General features: G+C 41.4%; 15 protein-coding genes and 3 pseudogenes. 7 read left to right on the top strand and 11 right to left on the bottom strand.

What is annotated here, in order from left to right; genetic code table 11:
* The 3 genes and pseudogenes from F986_RS10490 to F986_RS10480 all read right to left on the bottom strand — a co-directional run.
* Positions 1-342: pseudogene (locus F986_RS10490) on the bottom strand (transposase); the annotation flags it as partial.
* A gap of 224 nt (positions 343-566) precedes the next feature.
* Positions 567-901 (bottom strand): annotated as a pseudogene (locus tag F986_RS10485) (gamma-glutamylcyclotransferase family protein).
* 13 nt (positions 902-914) lie between these two features.
* Positions 915-2,168 carry an MFS transporter gene (locus F986_RS10480; protein WP_004694810.1) on the bottom strand — a complete coding sequence of 418 codons (1,254 nt, stop codon included), beginning with the start codon at positions 2,166-2,168 and terminating at the stop codon, positions 915-917.
* A gap of 96 nt (positions 2,169-2,264) precedes the next feature.
* Here F986_RS10480 and F986_RS10475 point away from each other — a divergent pair, with 96 nt between their 5' ends.
* Positions 2,265-3,176, top strand: a complete 912-nt coding sequence (locus F986_RS10475; protein ID WP_004694809.1) for a LysR family transcriptional regulator — start codon at positions 2,265-2,267, stop codon at positions 3,174-3,176.
* A 159-nt stretch (positions 3,177-3,335) separates the two neighbouring features.
* Here the strand turns inward: F986_RS10475 and rarD are convergent, their stop codons facing one another.
* The gene (gene rarD / locus F986_RS10470) at positions 3,336-4,241 is read right to left on the bottom strand and encodes an EamA family transporter RarD (RefSeq protein ID WP_004694807.1); all 906 of its coding nucleotides are present in this window, start codon (positions 4,239-4,241) and stop codon (positions 3,336-3,338) included.
* Positions 4,242-4,348: 107 nt separating this feature from the next.
* Here rarD and F986_RS10465 point away from each other — a divergent pair, with 107 nt between their 5' ends.
* The 6 genes from F986_RS10465 (at position 4,349) to F986_RS10440 (ending at position 9,716) form a co-directional block, all read left to right on the top strand.
* A complete protein-coding gene (locus F986_RS10465) occupies positions 4,349-4,810 on the top strand; it encodes an Lrp/AsnC family transcriptional regulator (RefSeq protein ID WP_004694805.1) in 462 nt (153 codons plus the stop codon).
* A gap of 296 nt (positions 4,811-5,106) precedes the next feature.
* On the top strand, positions 5,107-5,928 hold the full coding sequence (locus F986_RS10460) for a hypothetical protein (RefSeq protein WP_004694803.1): 822 nt from the start codon (positions 5,107-5,109) through the stop codon (positions 5,926-5,928).
* A 69-nt stretch (positions 5,929-5,997) separates the two neighbouring features.
* Positions 5,998-7,650 (top strand): nitrite/sulfite reductase, encoded by a 1,653-nt coding sequence (locus tag F986_RS10455; RefSeq protein WP_004694801.1) that lies wholly within the window; start codon positions 5,998-6,000, stop codon positions 7,648-7,650.
* Position 7,651: 1 nt separating this feature from the next.
* Entirely contained in the window at positions 7,652-8,068 is a 417-nt protein-coding gene (locus F986_RS10450; RefSeq protein WP_004694799.1) for a CidA/LrgA family protein, read from the top strand.
* On the top strand, positions 8,061-8,771 hold the full coding sequence (locus tag F986_RS10445; protein WP_004694797.1) for an LrgB family protein: 711 nt from the start codon (positions 8,061-8,063) through the stop codon (positions 8,769-8,771). The genes F986_RS10450 and F986_RS10445 overlap by 8 nt, the downstream gene beginning before the upstream one ends.
* Positions 8,772-8,789: 18 nt before the next feature.
* Positions 8,790-9,716, top strand: coding sequence for an HPP family protein (locus F986_RS10440; RefSeq protein WP_004694794.1), 927 nt, complete (start codon positions 8,790-8,792; stop codon positions 9,714-9,716).
* Between the two features lie 128 nt (positions 9,717-9,844).
* Here the strand turns inward: F986_RS10440 and F986_RS10435 are convergent, their stop codons facing one another.
* The 7 genes and pseudogenes from F986_RS10435 to F986_RS10410 form a co-directional block, all read right to left on the bottom strand.
* Complete coding sequence (locus F986_RS10435; RefSeq protein WP_004694792.1) at positions 9,845-11,251, bottom strand: aminotransferase-like domain-containing protein; 1,407 nt, start codon at positions 11,249-11,251, stop codon at positions 9,845-9,847.
* 79 nt (positions 11,252-11,330) lie between these two features.
* Positions 11,331-11,453 (bottom strand): hypothetical protein, encoded by a 123-nt coding sequence (locus F986_RS18265; protein ID WP_004694789.1) that lies wholly within the window; start codon positions 11,451-11,453, stop codon positions 11,331-11,333.
* 14 nt (positions 11,454-11,467) lie between these two features.
* Positions 11,468-12,472: a cytochrome d ubiquinol oxidase subunit II gene (cydB, locus tag F986_RS10430; RefSeq protein WP_004694788.1), complete on the bottom strand. Its 1,005-nt coding sequence runs from the start codon at positions 12,470-12,472 to the stop codon at positions 11,468-11,470.
* A complete protein-coding gene (locus tag F986_RS10425) occupies positions 12,465-13,925 on the bottom strand; it encodes a cytochrome ubiquinol oxidase subunit I (RefSeq protein WP_004694786.1) in 1,461 nt (486 codons plus the stop codon). The genes cydB and F986_RS10425 overlap by 8 nt, the downstream gene beginning before the upstream one ends.
* A gap of 549 nt (positions 13,926-14,474) precedes the next feature.
* A pseudogene (locus F986_RS10420) lies at positions 14,475-15,172 on the bottom strand (alpha/beta hydrolase).
* Positions 15,173-15,615: 443 nt separating this feature from the next.
* Positions 15,616-17,724, bottom strand: coding sequence for a TonB-dependent receptor family protein (locus F986_RS10415; RefSeq protein WP_004694781.1), 2,109 nt, complete (start codon positions 17,722-17,724; stop codon positions 15,616-15,618).
* A 400-nt stretch (positions 17,725-18,124) separates the two neighbouring features.
* Positions 18,125-19,570: an amino acid permease gene (locus tag F986_RS10410; RefSeq protein WP_004694780.1), complete on the bottom strand. Its 1,446-nt coding sequence runs from the start codon at positions 19,568-19,570 to the stop codon at positions 18,125-18,127.
* Positions 19,571-19,779: the final 209 nt, after the last annotated feature.

Genomic DNA, 19,779 nt, shown 5'->3' with positions numbered 1-19,779 from the left:
TATTGTTATGGATAAAATCCACCATTATTTGTGTGGGCGGTCGAGCTCCGACTGGGCGAAAAAAGCGGCTGCTTTGCGTAGAATTTCATTGGCACGTTTTAATTCTTTAATTTCACGTTCCATTTGCTTCATTTTTTCTTGGTCAGATATCTGTTGTACTTTGGCAGGATTTAGTTGATCCAGATGCTTTAAATACCAAACACGCAATGTTTCAGGAGTACAACCGATTTTAGGAGCAATAGCTGTGATTGCTGCCCAAGTAGAAGGATAATCTTTTTCAGATTCAATTAGTAATTGAACCGCTCTTTCTCTGATTTCAGGGGTATATTTTAATTTTGTCATCGGCATAGTCTCTCAGAATATTGACTCTCCGACAAACCTGGTACGGTTCAGTTGGTCTGGATTGCAGGCATGGTTAGAAAAACAGAACTTTGCATGAGTTTGATAATGCATATCAAGGATTCAAAAATTAGCGGTACTTGAATATTAGGAATAACATTCAAATACCGCATAAGTTTTCGATGTATGCACAACCTTTATACGCTAACGATATGATGTCATGCTTTTTATGTATTTGGGTTTAACGCATAAACATAAGCCTGTTGTATTTGTCCATTTTCTAAAGTGACTTCAGTTAAAACACGCTGATATTCACTTCCTTCAAATTCATCCAAGCTGTTCCACAGCGTATTAATTGCTCTGAACTAAATATATATCCATCAACAGTTGGTCCATCTGGGCCCAGCATCAGCCCAGGAAAACCAAGTTCTGCACCCCAACCCGCTTCCTTAAGCAAACCTTTCACAGAGCCTTTGTTCCATGTACCGGCAAGCGCTTCTAAAATATGAGCATTAGGTTTGTTTGGCGCTAAAGTACCGTAGACAAATAAGTGTTGTTGCATGATGTAAATGTTCCTAATGGGTAACAGATGGAGAATGAAGCGGTTTTATTGAAAAAATAACGATGAGTGCAATTAGAATCAGAAAAATATTTAATATAACGATGCCATTCCAGCCATGGCTTTGCCAGATATTTCCACCATAAGCACCTACAATGCTTGAACCTAAATAATAGAAAAGCAAATATAAAGAAGTGGCATGACCTTTATTGGATATTGCAAGTTCTCCAACACGACTGCTGGCAATGGCATGGGCAATGAAAAAGCCGGTGGTCACACAGCCAATACCGAGAATAATCAAAAGCAACGAGGCAGAAAGGGTGAGTAGCACGCCTAAGAGCATGCACAAAAAGCCTAAGATCATCACCTGCTTTTTGCCTATTCGGTCTGCAATATTGCCTGCAATCGAAGAGGAAATAATACCCAAACTATAAGATAAAAAAATGAGGCTAATCTGGGTTTGGCTTAAATGATACGGTGCTGCAAACAGTCTGAAGGTCACATAGTTAAACAGTGTGACAAATACACTGGTGAGTAAAAAGCCAATCCCATAGATTTTTAACAGCCGTGTATGACTTAAGTGTGCATACCATGCATGTAGATGGAACTTAAAAGAAATACTTTGCTGGGCAATGAAATTTCGTGAATTGGGTAAGAGTTTCAAAAAAACCAATGCACAGAACAGACAGATGACGCCGAGAATGGCCATGGAAATACGCCATGAGAAAAACTCGGTCAAAATGCCCATGCCAACACGTCCCATCATGCCGCCAAATGCTGTGCCTGCAATATATAGCCCCATGGTTTTACTTAGGTTTTTGGGACTAATTTCTTCTGCAATCCAAGCCATTGCAACAGCGGGAACTCCACCTAGAACAAAACCCTCTAAGCTTCTTGAAACCATGAGCACATGCCAACTCGGTGAAACCGCGCATACCACATTGAGTATAGAAGCCAAAAGCATAGAGAAAAACATCAGACCTTTTCTGCCCAATGTTTGTGAAAAGGCACTGGATAGCACGATCGACATAGCCAAAAAGCCTGTGGTTAAGGACAGTGCTAAAGCACTTGCACTGGGTGCAATATGGAAACTCTGACTTAAGTTGGGCAGTAAGGGTTGTACGCAATAGATCAGTGAAAAACTGGCAAAGCCCAACAAAAACAGCGCCATGCCCGCTCTTTTATATTCAACTGTACCTTGGCTGATGGTCTGTGGAATCGGCTGTTGAGGGGTAGACCAATCTGCTTCTAGTGAAGAGCTCAGTTTCATAACTTGGCGGATTTAAAATGGAGAGAAGCTTTATTTTAATAACTACATGCATATATGTATAATATATATAACTCAATAATGGTATAGCTTTAATATATGGAGTTGCGCAATATTCAATATTTTATTGCTATCGCGGAAGAGCAAAGTTTCTCTAAAGCTGCCTTGCGTCTTGGCATAAGTCAGCCGCCGTTGAGTATGCAAATTAAAAAATTGGAAAGGGAAATCGGTGTTGAACTTTTTTATCGCTACTCTCATGGTGTAGCTCTGACACCAGCAGGAGAAACTTTTCTTAAAATGATTTTGCCTGTTCAGAACCAACTGAAAAATGCGGTGAAATTGACCCAAAGTGCAGCAAATGGTGAATTGGGAGAACTACGGCTCGGTTTTACAGGCACCTCAATTCTAAACTCTTTAATTCCAACAGCCATTCAAGCATTTCAACAGCAATACCCTCATGTGAATTTGGTATTAAAAGAAGCCAACTCTTTGATTTTGATTGAAAGTTTATTGAATAATGAATTAGATATTGCGATTGTGCGGCCACCTGCGTATTATCCTAAAGCCATTACGATTCGTAATTTTATCGATGAAAAATTGATTGCAGCCTTGCCGATTCAATATCCCGCAGAAGATGAGGTAATAGATTTGGCAGAGTTTAAGTATGAAAGCTTCATTGTCTCTCCACCAGAGGTGAGTGCAGGGCTGTATGCTGCGATTTTAAATAGCTGCCAACAGCATGGCTTCACGCCTAAAATTGGACAGCAAGCCCCTCAGATTGTTTCAATTTTATCGTTGGTTGCGGCGAATTTGGGCATTTCTTTGGTGCCTGAGTCCACCCAACAGCTCAAAATTGAAGGGATTAAATATAAATACCTGAAGAATAAGACCGCGACAATTGGACTCGGTATTGCGTTCAAGGCGGATTTGCATAGCCAACCTGCAATCAACTTTTCCAGTTTATTGAATAGTATTGTGAGGCAGCATCATTATTTAAAAGGTTCGCTGTAATTCACTCTATGTTGTTTTAAATATGAATTGTCAGCACGTAACTCGCGGAGTCAAATAGCCATTTAAATACAATCAGATAGTCAGTTCTCGATTCAGCACCAAAACATGTCTAGACGGCTAAATTTGAGTAATCTAGAGTAAAATATGCATAAAAAATGCCTATGTCGCTAATTTACGATTCTTTTTAAAGCTGCGTAATCCTTCCAGCATGAGGGTAAAAACTGCGAGCCAAATGGCGATATAGGTTGGCCATTCTGCTGAAGTAATGCTTTCCCCTAAGGCGATTGAAACGGCCACTAACAATATCGGTTCAACATAAACCAACAGTCCAAACAGGCTTAAGTTTAAATGCGGGGCAGACAAGGACTGAAATGCCAAAGCCAGTGCACTGATTAGTCCAAGTCCTGAAATGAGCCAAAGCGTATGTGAGCTTTCAGATAGGCTTTCTGTGACGATACTGCCTTGCATGATAAAGAAAATACAAACAGGGAGACTCAACATCATGTCAAACCAAAGTCCGCCTATATTATTCGTCTTCGTTTTTTGTCTGAGCCAAAAATAGATCGGATAACCTAAGCAAATCAGTAGAGTGGGCCACGCCAGTGTTTGAGAACTCGCCAAGAGGTTCAAGATCCCCAGCACTGCAAAAATACAGGACAGTTGCTGAAAGCGTGACATTTGCTCTTTAAATGCGATGCGACCGACAATCACCATGCTAATCGGCATCATAAAATAACCGAGTGAAACATCCAGTCCATAGCCATGACTGGGTGCCCACATAAACAGCCACAACTGAATTCCAATTAAAAACGAAGATAAAATTCGCGTTAAAAAGAAAAAGCGCTCTTGGTAGAAGCGGCGATAAATAACAACTACCTGAGACCAATTGCCTTTGAGCCAAATAAAAAGCGTCAGACATGGAATAGTCAATACTATGCGCCAGCCGTATATTTCTGTACCTGCCAACGTGCCCAAAAGTGAGGTATAGGCAAACATTAAAGCAAATAACACCGAGGCTGTGACATTTAAGCTAATGCCAAGTGCTGTATTGGGATGCGTAGACATAGGTGGTTCTAAAACTGTATGTATAGATGCTATTTTATTGCAATAATCTTGAAAAAATGCTTGTAATCATTAGTTTGGATGAGAAAATTTCTCGCAGGAAGCTGCTCATGCAATTAGATAAGTTTGATTTCGCTTTATTGGAGCATCTGCAAAAAGATTGCTTAACGCCGCTCCGAGAATTGGCTGATTTAGTGCATTTATCAACGGCCTCGGTACAACGTCGCATTCAAAAATTAAGAGACAGTGGCTATATTATTGGCAATACCGCATTGCTTGATCCCGACAAATTGGGGCAAGTGATTACGATTTTTGTCGAGGTTCGTGTCAACCAAACCCATGTGACTGACCTTGACGAGTTGAAAGCAAGTTTTTCAATTCCAGAAGTACAGCAGTGCTATTACGTAACAGGCGAGGCGGATTTTATGTTGGTACTCTTGGTGCCAAGTATGAGTCGATTTCAAGCCTTATGTGATCAGCTTTTTCATCATAATGCGAATGTGCAATGGTTTAAAACTACCGTTGTATTAGAGCGTATCAAAACAACTTTAGAGGTGTCTTGTCAGCCATAACTTTTATTCTCTTTTCTATATTCCACCTTATATTCAATGGCTAAAGGGGCTGCTTGAAATAGGAAAAGAGAAAAGTCGTTTCTGAATTTTTAGGCACTCAAAATAACGCCATGATGGAATTGGGCTCCTATTTATATAACGAATTTATTTTTCTAATTTTGATGGTTTTGCACCTATAAAACTTGAGAAGGAGGCACGCTGTTATAGTTTTTTCAAGCCTTACTGTAGCTACTCATTCACACCAAAATAGCTGAAAATTTGACTCAAGAAGGGATCACAATCTTGATGGTGGCGTAATGTTTATAACACAGCAACTGAATACAATTTCTGAATTGGTTGAGGGGCAGGGTCTTTCAGATCAACTGCAACATCTACTTGCGCAGCAGTATTTAAACTTAGAAGCAACTTTGCTGCGTGCTAAAGTCTTACGTGATTTTTCAAGCGCTAAAGTTCAGTATATTGTGCAATCTGCCATTCAAGCAGAACATGCCGAGGTCGCATTTTTATTTGCGCCTTTTATCTTGGCAAATTTAAACCATCCTGTGATTTATAGCAGTCCCGCAACGCCGACCGTACTCAATATCCTCAATCGTTACTATCAAGCAGAGCAAAAACAAAACCTAAAAATAGATGATGTACTTGAGGCACTCAATGTTTATTTAGATTTGAGTGATAGCGTATTTAATGATGTCGATTTTTTCTATTTTTCATTGATCAAAGCACTATGTCGAACTGATGTCTCGCAGATTTTTTTGGTGACATCATTAGTGCTCAATACACAAAAACTCGCGGAGCTGGAACAGTTTTTTAAAGTCAAAATTAACTATATTTCTATCCATGCGCATGATGCCATCATCGACAGTAGTGAATGGAATATGCGGAAATTGTTCTTTAAAAACAAAGATCAGCAATATATCGATTTATGTGAAAAATTCGCCACATTGAATGCGCAATTATTGTTGAGTTATGGCAGTTATAACCAGCAGCAAGCGACCCAGTTGGTTGAAGATATGTTCTATGCGGAGCATATTTATGAAAAGTTATCGGTCTATGCCGAGTATATGCAGACCTGTTTACAACATGGTGTGTCCCGAAAGCAGGCGGCTTTTTTCGCCTAACTTGCATTTTTGATGTGCCATTCAAAACAGCTTTTCTTTCATATTGATGCATATACCTAGGTCATCCCCATGTTTTTATATACAGACTTTGATCAAAATTTATTAAATGAACGTGTCGCACAGTTTCGTGACCAAACGCAGCGTTATTTAGAGGGGAAACTGACCGAAGAAGAATACCGTCCCTTACGTTTACAAAATGGTTTATATGTTCAACGCTATGCACCCATGCTACGTTTGGCAGTGCCTTATGGCTTAATGAACTCAGCACAACTGCGGAAGGTGGCTGAGGTTGCACAGAAGTATGACCGTGGTTATGCGCATATTTCTACGCGCCAAAATATTCAATTGAATTGGCCGCAGCTTGCAGATGTCCCCGATATTTTGCAGGAACTCGCTACAGTACACATGCATTCTATTCAGACCAGTGGCAACTGTATTCGAAACACCACCACAGACCAATATGCAGGTGTAGTTGAGGGCGAGCTCACAGACCCGCGCCCCACCTGTGAACTAATTCGCCAGTGGAGTACTTTCCATCCAGAGTTTTCATTCCTTCCGCGTAAATTCAAAATTGCAGTTTGTGCACACCCTGAACAAGACCGTGCTGCCACAACTTTTCATGATGTTGGGGTCTATCTGGTAGAAAATGGAACGGGGGAGTTAGGTTATCAAATTAAAGTCGGTGGTGGGCTTGGACGCACCCCTTTAGCGGGACATGTGATTAAGCCATTTTTAGCCCGTGAAGATTTAATTGCCTATTTAGATGCCATCATGCGCGTATATAACTTGCATGGTCGCCGTGATAATAAATACAAAGCGCGTATTAAAATTTTAGTGAAAGCCCTCACTCCAGCGGGCTTTGCGGAAAAAGTGGAAGCTGAGTTTGCACATACTCAAACACTGCTCAAAGTTCAGCCTAGTGTTTTAGCGCAAATGGATGCCGTATTTCGACCGTTTGCCTATGAACCTTTAGATGCAGAAAATTTTGAGGCGTTGTTCCAACAGTATCCGAAGTTTAAACACTGGTTCAATATCAATACCCATGCACATAAAGTCGCGGGCTACCGCATCGTTACGATCAGCTTAAAACGGGCGGGTGTAGCACCGGGGGATATGACTTCCGATGAAATGCGTTTAATTGCAGATTTGGCTGACCAATATACCTTTGGTGAGCTGCGAACCACGCATGAGCAAAATATTGCCTTAACCGATGTACGCCAAAAGGATCTGTTTGAACTGTGGCAAGTCTTAGATCGTGGCAATTTGGCTCGTGCGCATATTGGCTTTCTGACTGACATGATTTGCTGTCCGGGTGGCGATTTTTGCTCCTTGGCAAATGCCAAATCTATTCCGGTGTATGAAGCGATTGCTCGCCGTTTTGATGATTTGGATGCTTTATATCATTTAGGCAAGGTCGATCTGAACATTTCAGGCTGTATGAATGCGTGTGGACACCACCATGTAGGCAATATTGGCATTCTAGGTGTCGATAAAAAAGGCGCTGAATATTACCAAATTAGTTTAGGCGGTAACTCAGATCATGATGCATCCATCGGTGATATTTTAGGACCATCATTTCCTGCAGAAGATATTCCCGATGTGCTTGAAGAAATTCTGAATACTTATCTGGATTTGCGTTTGGAGCATGAATCTTTTTTAGAAACCTGCAAACGTGTCTCGATTCAGCCGTTTAAAGAGCGGGCTTATGCGGACATAAATTGAGATGTTGGACGACCGAACTCGGCTGAAGAAGTTAAAAACTGCGAGCTACCAAATCATCATTATTTTGGCCGTTTGGAGCTGTGCTGATGTGTTACAAAAGTTGGTGAATTTGCCTGTGGCATCAGGGGTACTTGGGTTTTTTCTGCTGTTGTTTTTACTTGAAATGAAATGGTTGAAATTAGCCCACGTTGAACGCGGTGCCAATTTGTTACTGGCGGAACTGCTGCTGTTTTTCATTCCGCCAGTGGTCGGTGTGATTCAATATCAGGATTTATTGATCACCAGTGGTTGGAAAATTCTGCTAGTGATTTTAATCAGCACCGCTTTAGTGATGATGGTTTCTGTATATAGCGTGCGGTTGTTGTTAAAGCAGCCAGAGCTAAATCAAGAACCAAAACTGGAAGATCAGTATGACTGAATGCTGGGGGCTTTTTTACTTGGTTTGGACTGTGCTGTGCTATTTCATGGCAAAGCAGCTTTTTGTTCGAACACAAAAAATTTATTTATCCCCCATTATTGTTGTTCCTAGCTTGAGCATCGTACTGATCTTTCTTTTACAGCATCAGTTCCAAGACTATTACTTTTATACCCAATATTTGGTGGCCATGCTCGGTCCAATCACAGTGGCTTTTGCTATTCCTGTTTTTCGTTATCGCCGCATGATTCAGCAACATTTTAAAGTGTTGCTCTTCAGTTCTAGCCTCGCCATGTTGGTGGGTATTTTCAGCAGTTGGTTTTTGGCGAGCCTATTGGATTTTGATGACATCGTTAAAAATAGCCTGTTGGCGCGTTCCATTTCGATTCCTTTCGCTTTGGTGCTTACCGAAAAAGTGGGGGGCTCTATCAGCCTGATTCCGCTATTTACCGTGATTACAGGTTTGGTCGGTATGTTGTTGGGAGACCTCCTCTTGCTTTGGATCAAATATAAAAATCACTTTGCTTCAGGCGCAGCACTGGGTAATGCCGCACATGCTATGGGCATAGCTCGGGCAAGACAGCGGCATGAATTGGAAGGCGTCATTGCCAGTCTCTCGATGATTATTTCAGGAATCATTATGGTGCTATTTGCGCCATCTTTGATTGCAGTGACGAAGTATTTACTTGGCTTTATATCGTTTTAAATCAATAAGGAATCGAATATGAATCCTATGTCACATGCAAAGACACTCTTAAACCCCAAAAGTTATCTCGCGGCCTTTGTCTTTATAGTACTCATAGTGGCGGCTGCCTATGGACTGAATGATCGTGAAATTATTCTGCCTGAAATGGCGGCGATGGCCGTTGGGCTGTGGGTCTATCGAGATAAACAGTGGCTGAATCAGCCAGATAAAATTTTTATTTTACCCAGTTTGACCGCTGTTATTGGCTTCTGTATTAATTTGATGCCAATTTCATATCTGTTCAAACTGGTTTTGGTTCTCTGTGCCATGTTGCTCGTGATGCTGATGTTTAACTATATATTACCGCCCGCACTGGCTACAGGTTTCTTGCCGATTGTGACCCAAGCCTATGAAATATCGTTTTTGATTTCGATTTTTGCCACCAGTTTTATCCTGATGTTGGGTGTTGTGCTCTTTAAACTGAACCAAGGTGTGGAGAGGAAAGGCAATTTTGATCGACGAAAAATAGGTGTGTATGCCAGTATTACTTTAATCGGTTTTGCACTCGCTGCTATTTTCAAGATTGAAGCGATGGCACTGATTCCACCGATTACAGTGGTGGTGTACGAATCATTAAATATGATGATGTATTCGTTGAAAATGTATCTTAAGCAGGTTGCTGTGTTGACACTGTCGATTTCAATGGCCGTGCTTATGCAGTTGTGGATTCAAGATTGGATACTGCTCAGCCTCATATATATGCCCTTGATGTTTCTTTTGCTCAAGCTCTTTGATATGCGAATTCCTGCAGTATATGCCTTTCCATTTTTGGTTTTCGTCTTTCCACAAGACAGTGTGATGCATTTACCTGTCGCATCTGGTCTGATGGCTGGTTTTTCACTCGGCTGTGTCTATATCTATCGCACCTATTTTCAGAATATGAGTGCTGAGAAATCCTATACCTAACTTGAGAGGAATGACATGATCTGATCATGTCATTTTATCTCTGGGATGGTGATATTTGCAGTATGGGCAGTGAGTCTCTTCAAATAAAAAGATGGTTTAAATCAGTCTGGATTTAAACCATTCAACTTTTATTCAAATGCTTCTGGATAAATACATTGGATCAAGGCATCTAAGGCATTTTGAATACGTTCATTGATTTCAAATGAACAATTGATCCGAATATGATGTGGAATATTATCCGTTTGATAAAATAATGAGCCGGGCGCAATGCTGATATTTTTCTCTAAGAGCTGCTCATAAATCAAATTTCCATTGATCTGCTCAGGCAAGGTAATCCATAAAAAATAGCCCGATGGATAATAATGAATTTGATAATCTTCAGACAAATGTTCAGATAAATAATTGTAATACTGATTTTTGAGACGTTTTAAGGTGTTACGTAAGGTTTTTAAGTGCTTTTCATAGTGTCGATGCGATAAATAATCGACCAAGGCATTTTGAATAAATGAGTTGACGGAGAGCGTGCTCATCAGCTGTAGATGTTGAATATGCTCCGAAAATTTACCCGCATAGACCCAACCAATCCGAAAACCCGCACCTAAAGTTTTTGAAAAAGAAGAGCAGTGTAAAACCAAATTTTTCTGATCAAAGTATTTCATCGACAGCGGTTTTTTATGATCAAAATAAAGTTCTTCATAAACATCGTCTTCAATTAAATAAATATCGCGCTCATGCAGTAGCTTTGCCAGTTGATATTTGATGTCATCACTGACCGTAAAACCAATTGGGTTGTGACTGTTGAGCATCAGCAAACAGACTTTAATTGGATAACGTTCAATTGCATCTTTAAAAGCCTCAAGGTCAATACCGTGTTCTTCATGTTCAGGAATACTAATGACTTTTAGGCCCAAATGTTCAGCCGCTTGCCATGCGCCATAAAATATAGTTTTTTGAAGTAAAATATAGTCACCCGGTTGGGTCATAGCTTGTAAGGAGAGGTTTAAAGCATCTAATCCGCCCGAGGTGATTACGATATCGGAGGGGTCTGTTGGAATCCCTTGCATACAGTAGCGCTGCGCAATCAGTTTTCGCAGCTCAAAGTTTCCGGGAGGTAAACTTGGCATCTGTTCATAACTAAGACGGTGTTTGGCACGTTGTCCTAACGTTTGCATCAGCTTGGCAGAGTAGAGCAGTTGGCTGTTGGGAAAGGCAATGCCAAAGGGGACCATTTGTTCAGATTGGATCGATTTTAAATATCTGAAAATTTTAGAGTTGATTTCAATTTTTTCGTTGAGGATGACACTATTGGAGTTGCTGTCTGAGCGTGCATCGCCTGTCACAAAGTAACCGAGTTTTTCTTGTGAATAAATCAGCCCTTGCGCTTCGAGTTCTTGATAGGCATTCATCACCGTCATCAGGCTAAAACCCGATGTTTCAGCTTGTTGACGGAGTGAGGGCAGTTTATCGTTGGCTTTCCAAAAACCACTTTCAATCAAATGTTTCAGGCTGAGCGCAAGTTTTTCTGATTTATACATATGGGTTCGCTGCAATTAAAAGGCACAGGACATGTATTGAAAGTCCCGTGCCTAATTCATAAAAAATGCTTGGCTGGCTTTAGTAAGCAAAACTCAGCAACAGCTTAAAGAAACCCGCAATCAGTGCGAGAGAAATAAAGCCAAAGCACCACAATAAAATAAACCATAATCGTGGGCTGAGTCGATCAACAAATTTTTTCATGTCTATCTCCTCAATTAATGATAACCCTGATCCCCTATACGTACTTTGTCACGGAACACCCAATAGGACAAGAAGGTATAGGCAATGATGATTGGGATTAAAATTGCAGCTCCCACCAAGGTGAACTTCAAACTTGACTCAGGTGCAGCGGCCTGCCAAATAGTGACCGATGGCGGAATAATATTGGGCCATAAGCTGATGACGAAGCCAGTAAAAGCCAAAAAGACTAAAGCCAAAGTATAGATAAACGGTTTTAGTTCATGCTGCTTTTTGCATGCAGATAGAATCAAGCCAACAAACAGTAAGACTAAAATTGGCACGGGGCTAAAATAGTATAGATTCGGCAGAGAGAACCAACGCTGTGCAATTTCAGGATGGGTCAGTGGGGTATATAAACTCACGGCACCGAAGATAATGAGTAAAGCAATAATCAGCCTAGGCATCAGATGATACATCCGTTGCTGTATCTCTTTTTCGGTTTTCCAAATGAGCCAGCCACAGCCTAAAGTGGCGTACATGACCACGACCCCTAGACCGGTAAAACATGTAAATGGCGTGAACCAGTCCCATCCACCCCCGCTGTAAATACCATTGGTGGTCTGAATACCTTGGATATAAGCCCCTAAAATCACGCCTTGGAAAAAGCTTGATAAGATAGAGCCCCAGATAAACGCGAGATCCCAGAGGTATTTGGTACGCGTGGCTTTGAAACGAAACTCGAAGGCCACACCGCGGAAAATCAAGGCAACCACCATAAAGATAATGGGCAAATACAGTGCCGATAAAACAGTTGAATAGACCAAAGGAAATGCTGCGAATAAACCAGCACCACCCAGTACCATCCATGTTTCATTGCCGTCCCAAACGGGCGCGACGGTATTCATCATCACATCGCGTTCTTGCGTTCCGTTCATAAAGGGAAACAGAATGCCAATGCCTAAGTCGAAACCATCCATAACCACATAGATGAGTACCCCGAGCCCGATAATACCGACCCAAACCAAAGCGAGATCAATCATGTGGTTTCTCCTTACTATTTTGAGCAGAAGGATCAGTGGTCTCGATAGATTCTTCAACAGCACTGAGTGGACGTAAAGGGGTTTTAAAATGCCCCGGGCCAGTATCTTGCACGGCATCTAAAGGCGTAGAAAAAGCAGGGCCTAATTTGATTAAGCGCAGCATGTAGTAAATACCCGCGCCAAAGACGACGGTATAGACCAGAACAAAAATAATCAGGCTCAAGCCGACTTGATCTGCGGTGACTGTATGCGATAAACCGTCTTTAGTTCGAATCACACCATACACCACCCAAGGCTGACGGCCAACTTCTGTTGTGACCCAACCTGCTAGGAGCGCGATATAACCTGTAGGCCCCATGATGAGGGCAAATTTATGAAACCAACTGCTTTCGTATAGAGAGCCTTTTTTACGTAGCCACAGCGCTGTTAACGAGAGTAAAACCATTAACATGCCCAAGCCAACCATGACCCGGAAACTCCAGAATACAATCAGTGCATTCGGACGGTCTTCAGCTGCGAAGTCTTTTAAACCAGTAACCTGACCCTCTAGGGAATGCGTCAGAATCAAACTGCCCAGATTGGGAATACCAATCTCAAGATCGTTCGATTCTGTTTCCATATTCGGTAAAGCGAACAATAATAAAGGCATGCCATGATCACGATTGGTTTCCCAATGACCCTCAATGGCTGCCAATTTTGCAGGTTGGTGTTTTAAGGTATTTAAACCGTGGTTATCCCCAATCACAACTTGTAAGCAAGACGTGACCAGTACCATCCATAAGCCCATAGAAAAAGACTTTTTTACCAATTCATCACGACGACCTTTCAGCAAATGCCAGGCTGCCGTGCCAACCACCAAAAGTGATGAGACAAGGAAGGCCGCTGCTGCCATATGAGCAAATCGGTAGGGGAAGGATGGGTTAAACACAATTGCCCACCAGTCTGTGGGGACAATAATGCCATTTTCGATGGCAAAGCCTTGAGGTGTCTGCATCCAACTGTTGGAGGATAAAATCCAGAACATGGAAATACAGGTACCGATAGCGACCATTAAAGTGGCAAAAAAGTGGGCTTTGGGGCTAACCCGTCCCCAACCAAATAGCATAATGCCCAAGAAACCGGCCTCTAAAAAGAAGGCGCTCATGACTTCATACGTGAGTAGTGGTCCAGTGACACTACCTGCGATGCGTGAAAATTCACTCCAGTTGGTCCCGAACTGGTAGGCCATGACAATGCCCGAAACAACCCCCATAGCAAATGCCACGGCAAAAATCTTAATCCAGTACTTAAATAAGTCCTTATAAATTGGATTTTGGGTGCGCAGCCACTTCCATTCCAGTATGGCAAGAAAGCAGGCTAAACCAATAGAGGTTGCAGGAAAAATAATATGAAAGGAAACAGTAAAGGCAAATTGAATTCTTGCCAACTCAAGTGCGGTTAATCCGAGGCTCATTGCGTCCTCCATGGCTGGCAGGAATATCGACGGTTCGATACCCAGTTGCTGTCTAAATCGGAATGATAAAAAAGCATAGATCGTTTCATTAAAAACTACCTACTTAAAATACTGATGATGATCTTGCATTAGGATGTCTAGAAGATGTAGGTACAAGAATTGGAGAGAAAAAATATAACAAAATAGAAAATTGCACTTAGTCTGTTATATTTTTTGAACTGTTTTTATGATCTATTCATTCTTATTGCTTAATTAAAATATACAGAAAGTTTTGATGCTGAGTTAGTTAAAAAATGTTATTCAAAACCCGCATAACACATTGTTTGAAATAGTGTAGTTTGAATAAAACTTTTAACGAGGGAGCTTCATTATAAAGGATAGTTTCAGTAGTAAAAGCTGAAGTCTAGCTGACAGCCATCGAACCGAGTATGTGCGAATATTTACACCTACAGGATAATGATATTGCGCTATCTATTGTGATTCGAAGTCGTTTGATACTTAAAATAGCTCTAAAAAGGGAGTTTGTAGACTCCCTTCAATATAGATAGTTTAACGCGCAAGGAAAGTTGCGGCTTCATCAATTAAATCAGCAACGGCTTTGGGTTGAGACGCGAGTGAAGCATGACTGGCATCTAAAGAAATGACTTTTTGAGCATTTAAGCGTGAAGACATCATGGCTTGGTTTTCAGGGTGAATCATGCGGTCTTCAGTTGAAATTTGGTACCAAGATGGTTTGTTTTTCCATGCTGGGTTTGAAATGGTATCGCCAAAAGTACTCGCAACAGGGGCTTTCTGGGTGATGCCCATGACCAGTCCTTCATCATTCGTTAAGTCCTGACAGAAGCTTTCATGGTATTTATCGGCTTTGACCCAAAGGTATCCGTCACTGTCGGGTTCTAAGTTGGGGGCACCAACGGGTAAATGTTGCTGCGTAATGCCACCTGGACTTTCACCAGCATCGGGTGCAAAAGCTGCAATATAGACTAGACCCACAACATTAGGTTGATTACCCACTTCGGTAATGACCGCCCCCCCATAGGAGTGGCCAACTAAAAGTACATCGCCTTGTACTTGAGCAATCATTTTACGGGTTCTTTCGACATCATCCGCCAAAGAGGTGAGGGGCACAGTTCAACGGCGCGTAGGGCTTCATAACCTCGGTGAGATAGGTCAGTAATGACTTTAGACCAATGGGCAGCGCCGCCCCAAAATCCATGTACTAATATAATTGTTGGCTTCTTATTTATCTTCTTATCCCTAGAGTAAAAATATCATCTTATCGTGAAAAATTTAGTGAGACTAGCTTGGTTTTATGCTTCTCTGTATTGTTACAATCAACTGATTGTAAGTTAAAGAGATGAGTGGGCTAAATTTTCGCAGTCATTTTGAAAACATATTTATTATTTAAATACTTAATTTTTATATTGAATCTAAAATTTAGTAAAAATAGGGCATAACCTTTTATCGGTTTATTTTAAGGGATTCTAGTATCTTTTATTAGATTTGAAGGTTGTAGGTTGAGTTGAGCAGCTTATGCCGAGGGGCTGACATTTATCAGATAGAGTATCCATTTCAGCTTTTGGTGCTGTCTAGAAATAAAGGGAAAGTTGTTTCAGGCGAGGACATCACTTTTGCAAAGATGAATGAGAGGTGTCTCTGCCTGAATATTTGCTTTTCTAGAATTGAGTGTCTAGAAATCAAATGAGGTTTGTAGATAATACGTTTGTGGCGCACCTACATACATTCCACCGACTTGATCCGCTGAACGAGTGTAGTATTCACGGTCAAATAGGTTCTTCACACCGAAGCCCACTTTGAGACCATTGAGTTGTGTGTTGGAAAAATCATAGGATGCCCGAACACCCACTAAACCATAACCAGGAATGTTGCCATAGCGTCCAGTAGCATCATGGGTGCCCGATGCGGTTTGACCAGATTGACCGTAGAAATTAGTGTTTAGTGTCCATTGATCAACTTTATAGTCTATTCCAGCATTGCCGACCAATTGTGAATAAAAGTCGAGATCTTGTCCTTTGTTTTCCCCAGCAGATGCGGTTGCTTTGGTATAAGTGGTATTGGCATATAGCGAAATACCGCTGAGTTCGTCACTGATTGCACCGAGATTATATTTAAATCCGAACTCGGCTCCTTTGTGTTCAGTGGCACCTAAATTTGAGTAAGTTTGAGTTGCATCATCTCGTTTTAATTCATCAGAAAAATCAATATAAAACAGAGTGAATTCTAGGGATAGATATGGGTCTAAATAGTGTGTACCAATTTCATAATTATTGGCTTTTTCAGGTTGCAAGCCTTGCATGGTCAGATAGGCACCTGACGCATTGGTATTAGCCATTTGGCTATATTGTAGTGGTGCAAAAGATTTACCGTAGTTTGCAAAAATATTCCACAAATCATTGGCTTTATACATGACTGAAAAGATTGGTAATACTGCATCATAGGATTTTTCAGCATGTACTCCGTTGAGTACCGATGCATCTTTATTTAATTTGTACATATTTTCGGTGGTTTTGATTTTCTCAAAACGAACACCAGGAATCAGAGACCATGCACCCACATCTGTGCGGTTGTCGATGAACAATGCATGTGCATCTGTTTTCCCGTCTGCTTTGGTCCAAGCATATTCATTTGTAGGGACTGTGACCGTGTTATAGCTTGCACGATTAACCGCTTCTTCACTGGTTTCATGTAGATAGCGATAGCCCACAGAAACTTCATTTTCAGTAGTCCCAAGTTGGTATGCATGCGAATACCGCGGCTCGATTGCCGTCACTTTATAATTACGTGGCGCCGTTTGGTACAGTTTTGATCCACTACGTTCCATTCCTGCATCACGGAAGGTGTCAGTGTGATAGGCCAAAAGCTCAAAGGCATTGTCATCTTTTTTATAGCTGTATTTAACTGAACCGTCAGTACGATGCCCTTTCATATAATCATGATTGCGCAAGGACTGATATGGATTTTCAGCAAATTGAGCAGGGGTTAAACCTCCAGGCATATCTACATCTGCATCGTAGCGGTGTAGATTGGCTTCAATTTTTGCATATTCATCTATTGCATAAGCTGCTTTTAAGCGAATATCGTTGATGTCAGAGTCATCATTTTTATCGCGAAAACCCTCTCCATTAACGCCAGAATATAACAACGCTAAGCCTAAACCGTTGTCTAAGGTTCCACCCACAAATAAGTTGGGGCTAAATTTTACATGACCGTTTTCTGCAATTTCTGTAGTGAGGTCTACCGTTCCAGCAAAGGTTTCAGGAATTGTACGCGAGTTAAAGTTAATAATCCCGCCTACATTTTGTGGCCCAAAGCGAACAGAGCCCGCACCACGCACCACGTCGATGCTTTCAATATTGCCTAAGCTAGTGGGTGCTAAGGAGAGTTGTGATTGACCATAAGGGGCAAATGAAAGTGGAACACCGTCCACGAGTACCTGTGAGCGTGGTGAAAACCGTGACGTTAAACCACGGACACCGATGCTTAACGATGCATCACTCCCAGCTGTTCCTGCATTTTCAGGAGCTTGAATACCAGGCACAGTGCGTAAAGCCTCTTTGACAGAAGTTGCGCCTCGGTTAATCAACTCATCACGCTGAATGACTGTACGCGCTCCAGCATGATTTAGTACTTTCTGTGCATTGGCTTCATCTAACCAGTTGCCTTCGGCTTGCACAGTTATCGGGTTAAGCGTCACAGTAGGGGCTGTATCGGCTGCATAAAGTATGGAGGGAAATAAGCAGAGTGCGAGGACTGATTTTTTGAACTGAGGGAGCGACACAAGAGATCCTTAAAATGATGTATAGGTTAAATGTGAAGAAAATATGGAGAATTTGTAAGTTTGTGAAATGATAAGCTGACTAGCGAAATCCGTAAATGATAATCGTTTGCTTTTTATTCAAGTGTTATATAAAAATTATTAGAATAAAGGGAATAGTGAAAGCACTTAAAAGTGAGGCGGCAATCTATACAAAATTTTTTTCTGAAAGGGCTCTGCAATATCAAACAGACTGACAGTTTTCTAGTATATGAATACAAAAAGATAGATAAAAACGGCGGCTAACATTTGAGTGAAAATTAAACTTATTTCTGAGTTTAGCCTAAAAAACCAATGGCTTTCACTGGGAGGCCATTGGTTTTAGTGTATGTTGAATTTTGCTCAATCTGACATTAGTTTAACATTACAGATTGTTGGTCAAGTCCGCCTGAGTGTTCATCGGCTTATCTTGAGCATGCTTTCCCCAGTTAAATTTCTGTGCACAGATGCCCAATCCAACAATAAACAGAGCAAGTAAACTAGTGTAAGTCACTTCTTTGAAGTAGGTGCCTTCCACAAGCATGGTAATGAGTGCGCCAATGATAAATGCGATGGCAAGATAAGTGAGCCAAGGGAATAACCACATTTTAAAGTCAATCACTTGTCCTTCGGCTTCTAATTTTTTACGCATACGTAATTGTGAGAAGGCAATGGTCAGGTAGACATACAACGCTGCTGTACCTGTTGCTAACATAAAGATGTCATAGACATTCATACTTTCAGTTGCAGTAAGGTACGTTGCCACCAGTGCAAATAATGACGACACTAGAACGCCCATCCACGGACTACCATTACGGTTGATTGAACCGAAGCTTTTCGGTGCATCGCCACGTTTTGACAGTGAAAATAACATCCGTGAACAGGTATAAAGTGCCGAGTTAAAGCAGCTACATACCGAGGTCAGTACTACAAAATTTACAATGTGTTTTGCTTCTGGAATGCCAAGTGCTGACAAAGTCACACTATAGGTTCCCCACGTTGGATCTTTTAATAGTGGATTGTTATGTGGAATTAGGCAGACGGTAATAAACATTGAACCGACATAGAACAACATAATTCGCCAAACCACGGAGTTAGACGCTTTACGGATTTCACGGGCTGGATTTTCTGATTCTGCCGCCGCAACCGTAACAATTTCAGCACCGATGTAGGCAAACATAACCCCGAGTAAGGCGGTGATGACTGCCGAGAAACCATTCGGCATGAAGCCGTCCGCAGTTAAATGTGTGATTCCTGATGCAGTTGCTTGACCCCATGGCCATAAATGCATGATAGCCAAGCTACCAATTACTAAGAAAATCACAATCGCAATTACTTTGATGAGTGCAAACCAAAACTCAAATTCACCATAGTTTTTGACATTTTGTAAGTTAACCAAAACTAAGGACATAATTACGACCAGCATGTAACCCCAGATTGGGATAAAGGGAAACCAACTGTTGAGAATTTTACCTGCGACATAGGCTTCCCAGCCCATCAGCAAAGCCCAAGAACACCAATACAGCCAGCCAATGGTAAAACCAGCCCAACGCCCAATGGCACGATCTGCATAGGTTGAAAATGACCCACTGTCTGGATTGAGAACGGCCATTTCACCTAGCATACGCATGATTAACAGAATGAGTAATCCACCAAACGCATAGGCCAAAACTGCAGCAGGGCCTGCTGAATAGATAACATTTCCCGAGCCGATGAACAGTGAACCACCAATGACACCTGCAATCGAGATCATGGTGAGATGACGCGACTTAAGTCCATTTTTTAAGCCCTGAGATGCATCCGGCACAGCGCTTTGTTTAGGTGCTTCCATATAATTTTCCTTAATCTTAAGGAGGTAGTTTCAAAAGGGGGCAAAGCCTTTTTCGGACTACTCATCCTTTAAAACTGTAACCGAATGATCAGAGGCTTTATCATTATTAAGGCAAAAATGAATAAATCTGATATTTCTGTCAAAGCGTGAAAAATCACACTTTGGCTACAAAACGGTTACATGTTGTTTATGTATGCACCTAATCTCTC

Origin of the sequence: Acinetobacter johnsonii CIP 64.6, assembly GCF_000368045.1 — a bacterium.
Taxonomy (GTDB): Bacteria; Pseudomonadota; Gammaproteobacteria; order Pseudomonadales; family Moraxellaceae; genus Acinetobacter; species Acinetobacter johnsonii.
Note: the sequence above shows the minus strand (reverse complement) of the source record. Positions and strands in the feature narration are given on the sequence as shown.

Bases quoted from the DNA above. Each gene is read 5' to 3' on its own strand.
- F986_RS10445 (WP_004694797.1), top strand. From the start codon at position 8,061: ATGACTGAATGCTGGGGGCTTTTTTACTTGGTTTGGACTGTGCTGTGC.
- F986_RS10475 (WP_004694809.1), top strand. From the start codon at position 2,265: ATGGAGTTGCGCAATATTCAATATTTTATTGCTATCGCGGAAGAGCAA.
- rarD (WP_004694807.1), bottom strand. From the start codon at position 4,241: ATGTCTACGCATCCCAATACAGCACTTGGCATTAGCTTAAATGTCACA.
- F986_RS18265 (WP_004694789.1), bottom strand. From the start codon at position 11,453: ATGAAAAAATTTGTTGATCGACTCAGCCCACGATTATGGTTTATTTTA.
- F986_RS10435 (WP_004694792.1), bottom strand. From the start codon at position 11,251: ATGTATAAATCAGAAAAACTTGCGCTCAGCCTGAAACATTTGATTGAA.
- F986_RS10450 (WP_004694799.1), top strand. From the start codon at position 7,652: ATGTTGGACGACCGAACTCGGCTGAAGAAGTTAAAAACTGCGAGCTAC.
- cydB (WP_004694788.1), bottom strand. From the start codon at position 12,472: ATGATTGATCTCGCTTTGGTTTGGGTCGGTATTATCGGGCTCGGGGTA.
- F986_RS10455 (WP_004694801.1), top strand. From the start codon at position 5,998: ATGTTTTTATATACAGACTTTGATCAAAATTTATTAAATGAACGTGTC.
- F986_RS10410 (WP_004694780.1), bottom strand. From the start codon at position 19,570: ATGGAAGCACCTAAACAAAGCGCTGTGCCGGATGCATCTCAGGGCTTA.
- F986_RS10465 (WP_004694805.1), top strand. From the start codon at position 4,349: ATGCAATTAGATAAGTTTGATTTCGCTTTATTGGAGCATCTGCAAAAA.
- F986_RS10440 (WP_004694794.1), top strand. From the start codon at position 8,790: ATGAATCCTATGTCACATGCAAAGACACTCTTAAACCCCAAAAGTTAT.
- F986_RS10460 (WP_004694803.1), top strand. From the start codon at position 5,107: ATGTTTATAACACAGCAACTGAATACAATTTCTGAATTGGTTGAGGGG.
- F986_RS10480 (WP_004694810.1), bottom strand. From the start codon at position 2,168: ATGAAACTGAGCTCTTCACTAGAAGCAGATTGGTCTACCCCTCAACAG.
- F986_RS10425 (WP_004694786.1), bottom strand. From the start codon at position 13,925: ATGAGCCTCGGATTAACCGCACTTGAGTTGGCAAGAATTCAATTTGCC.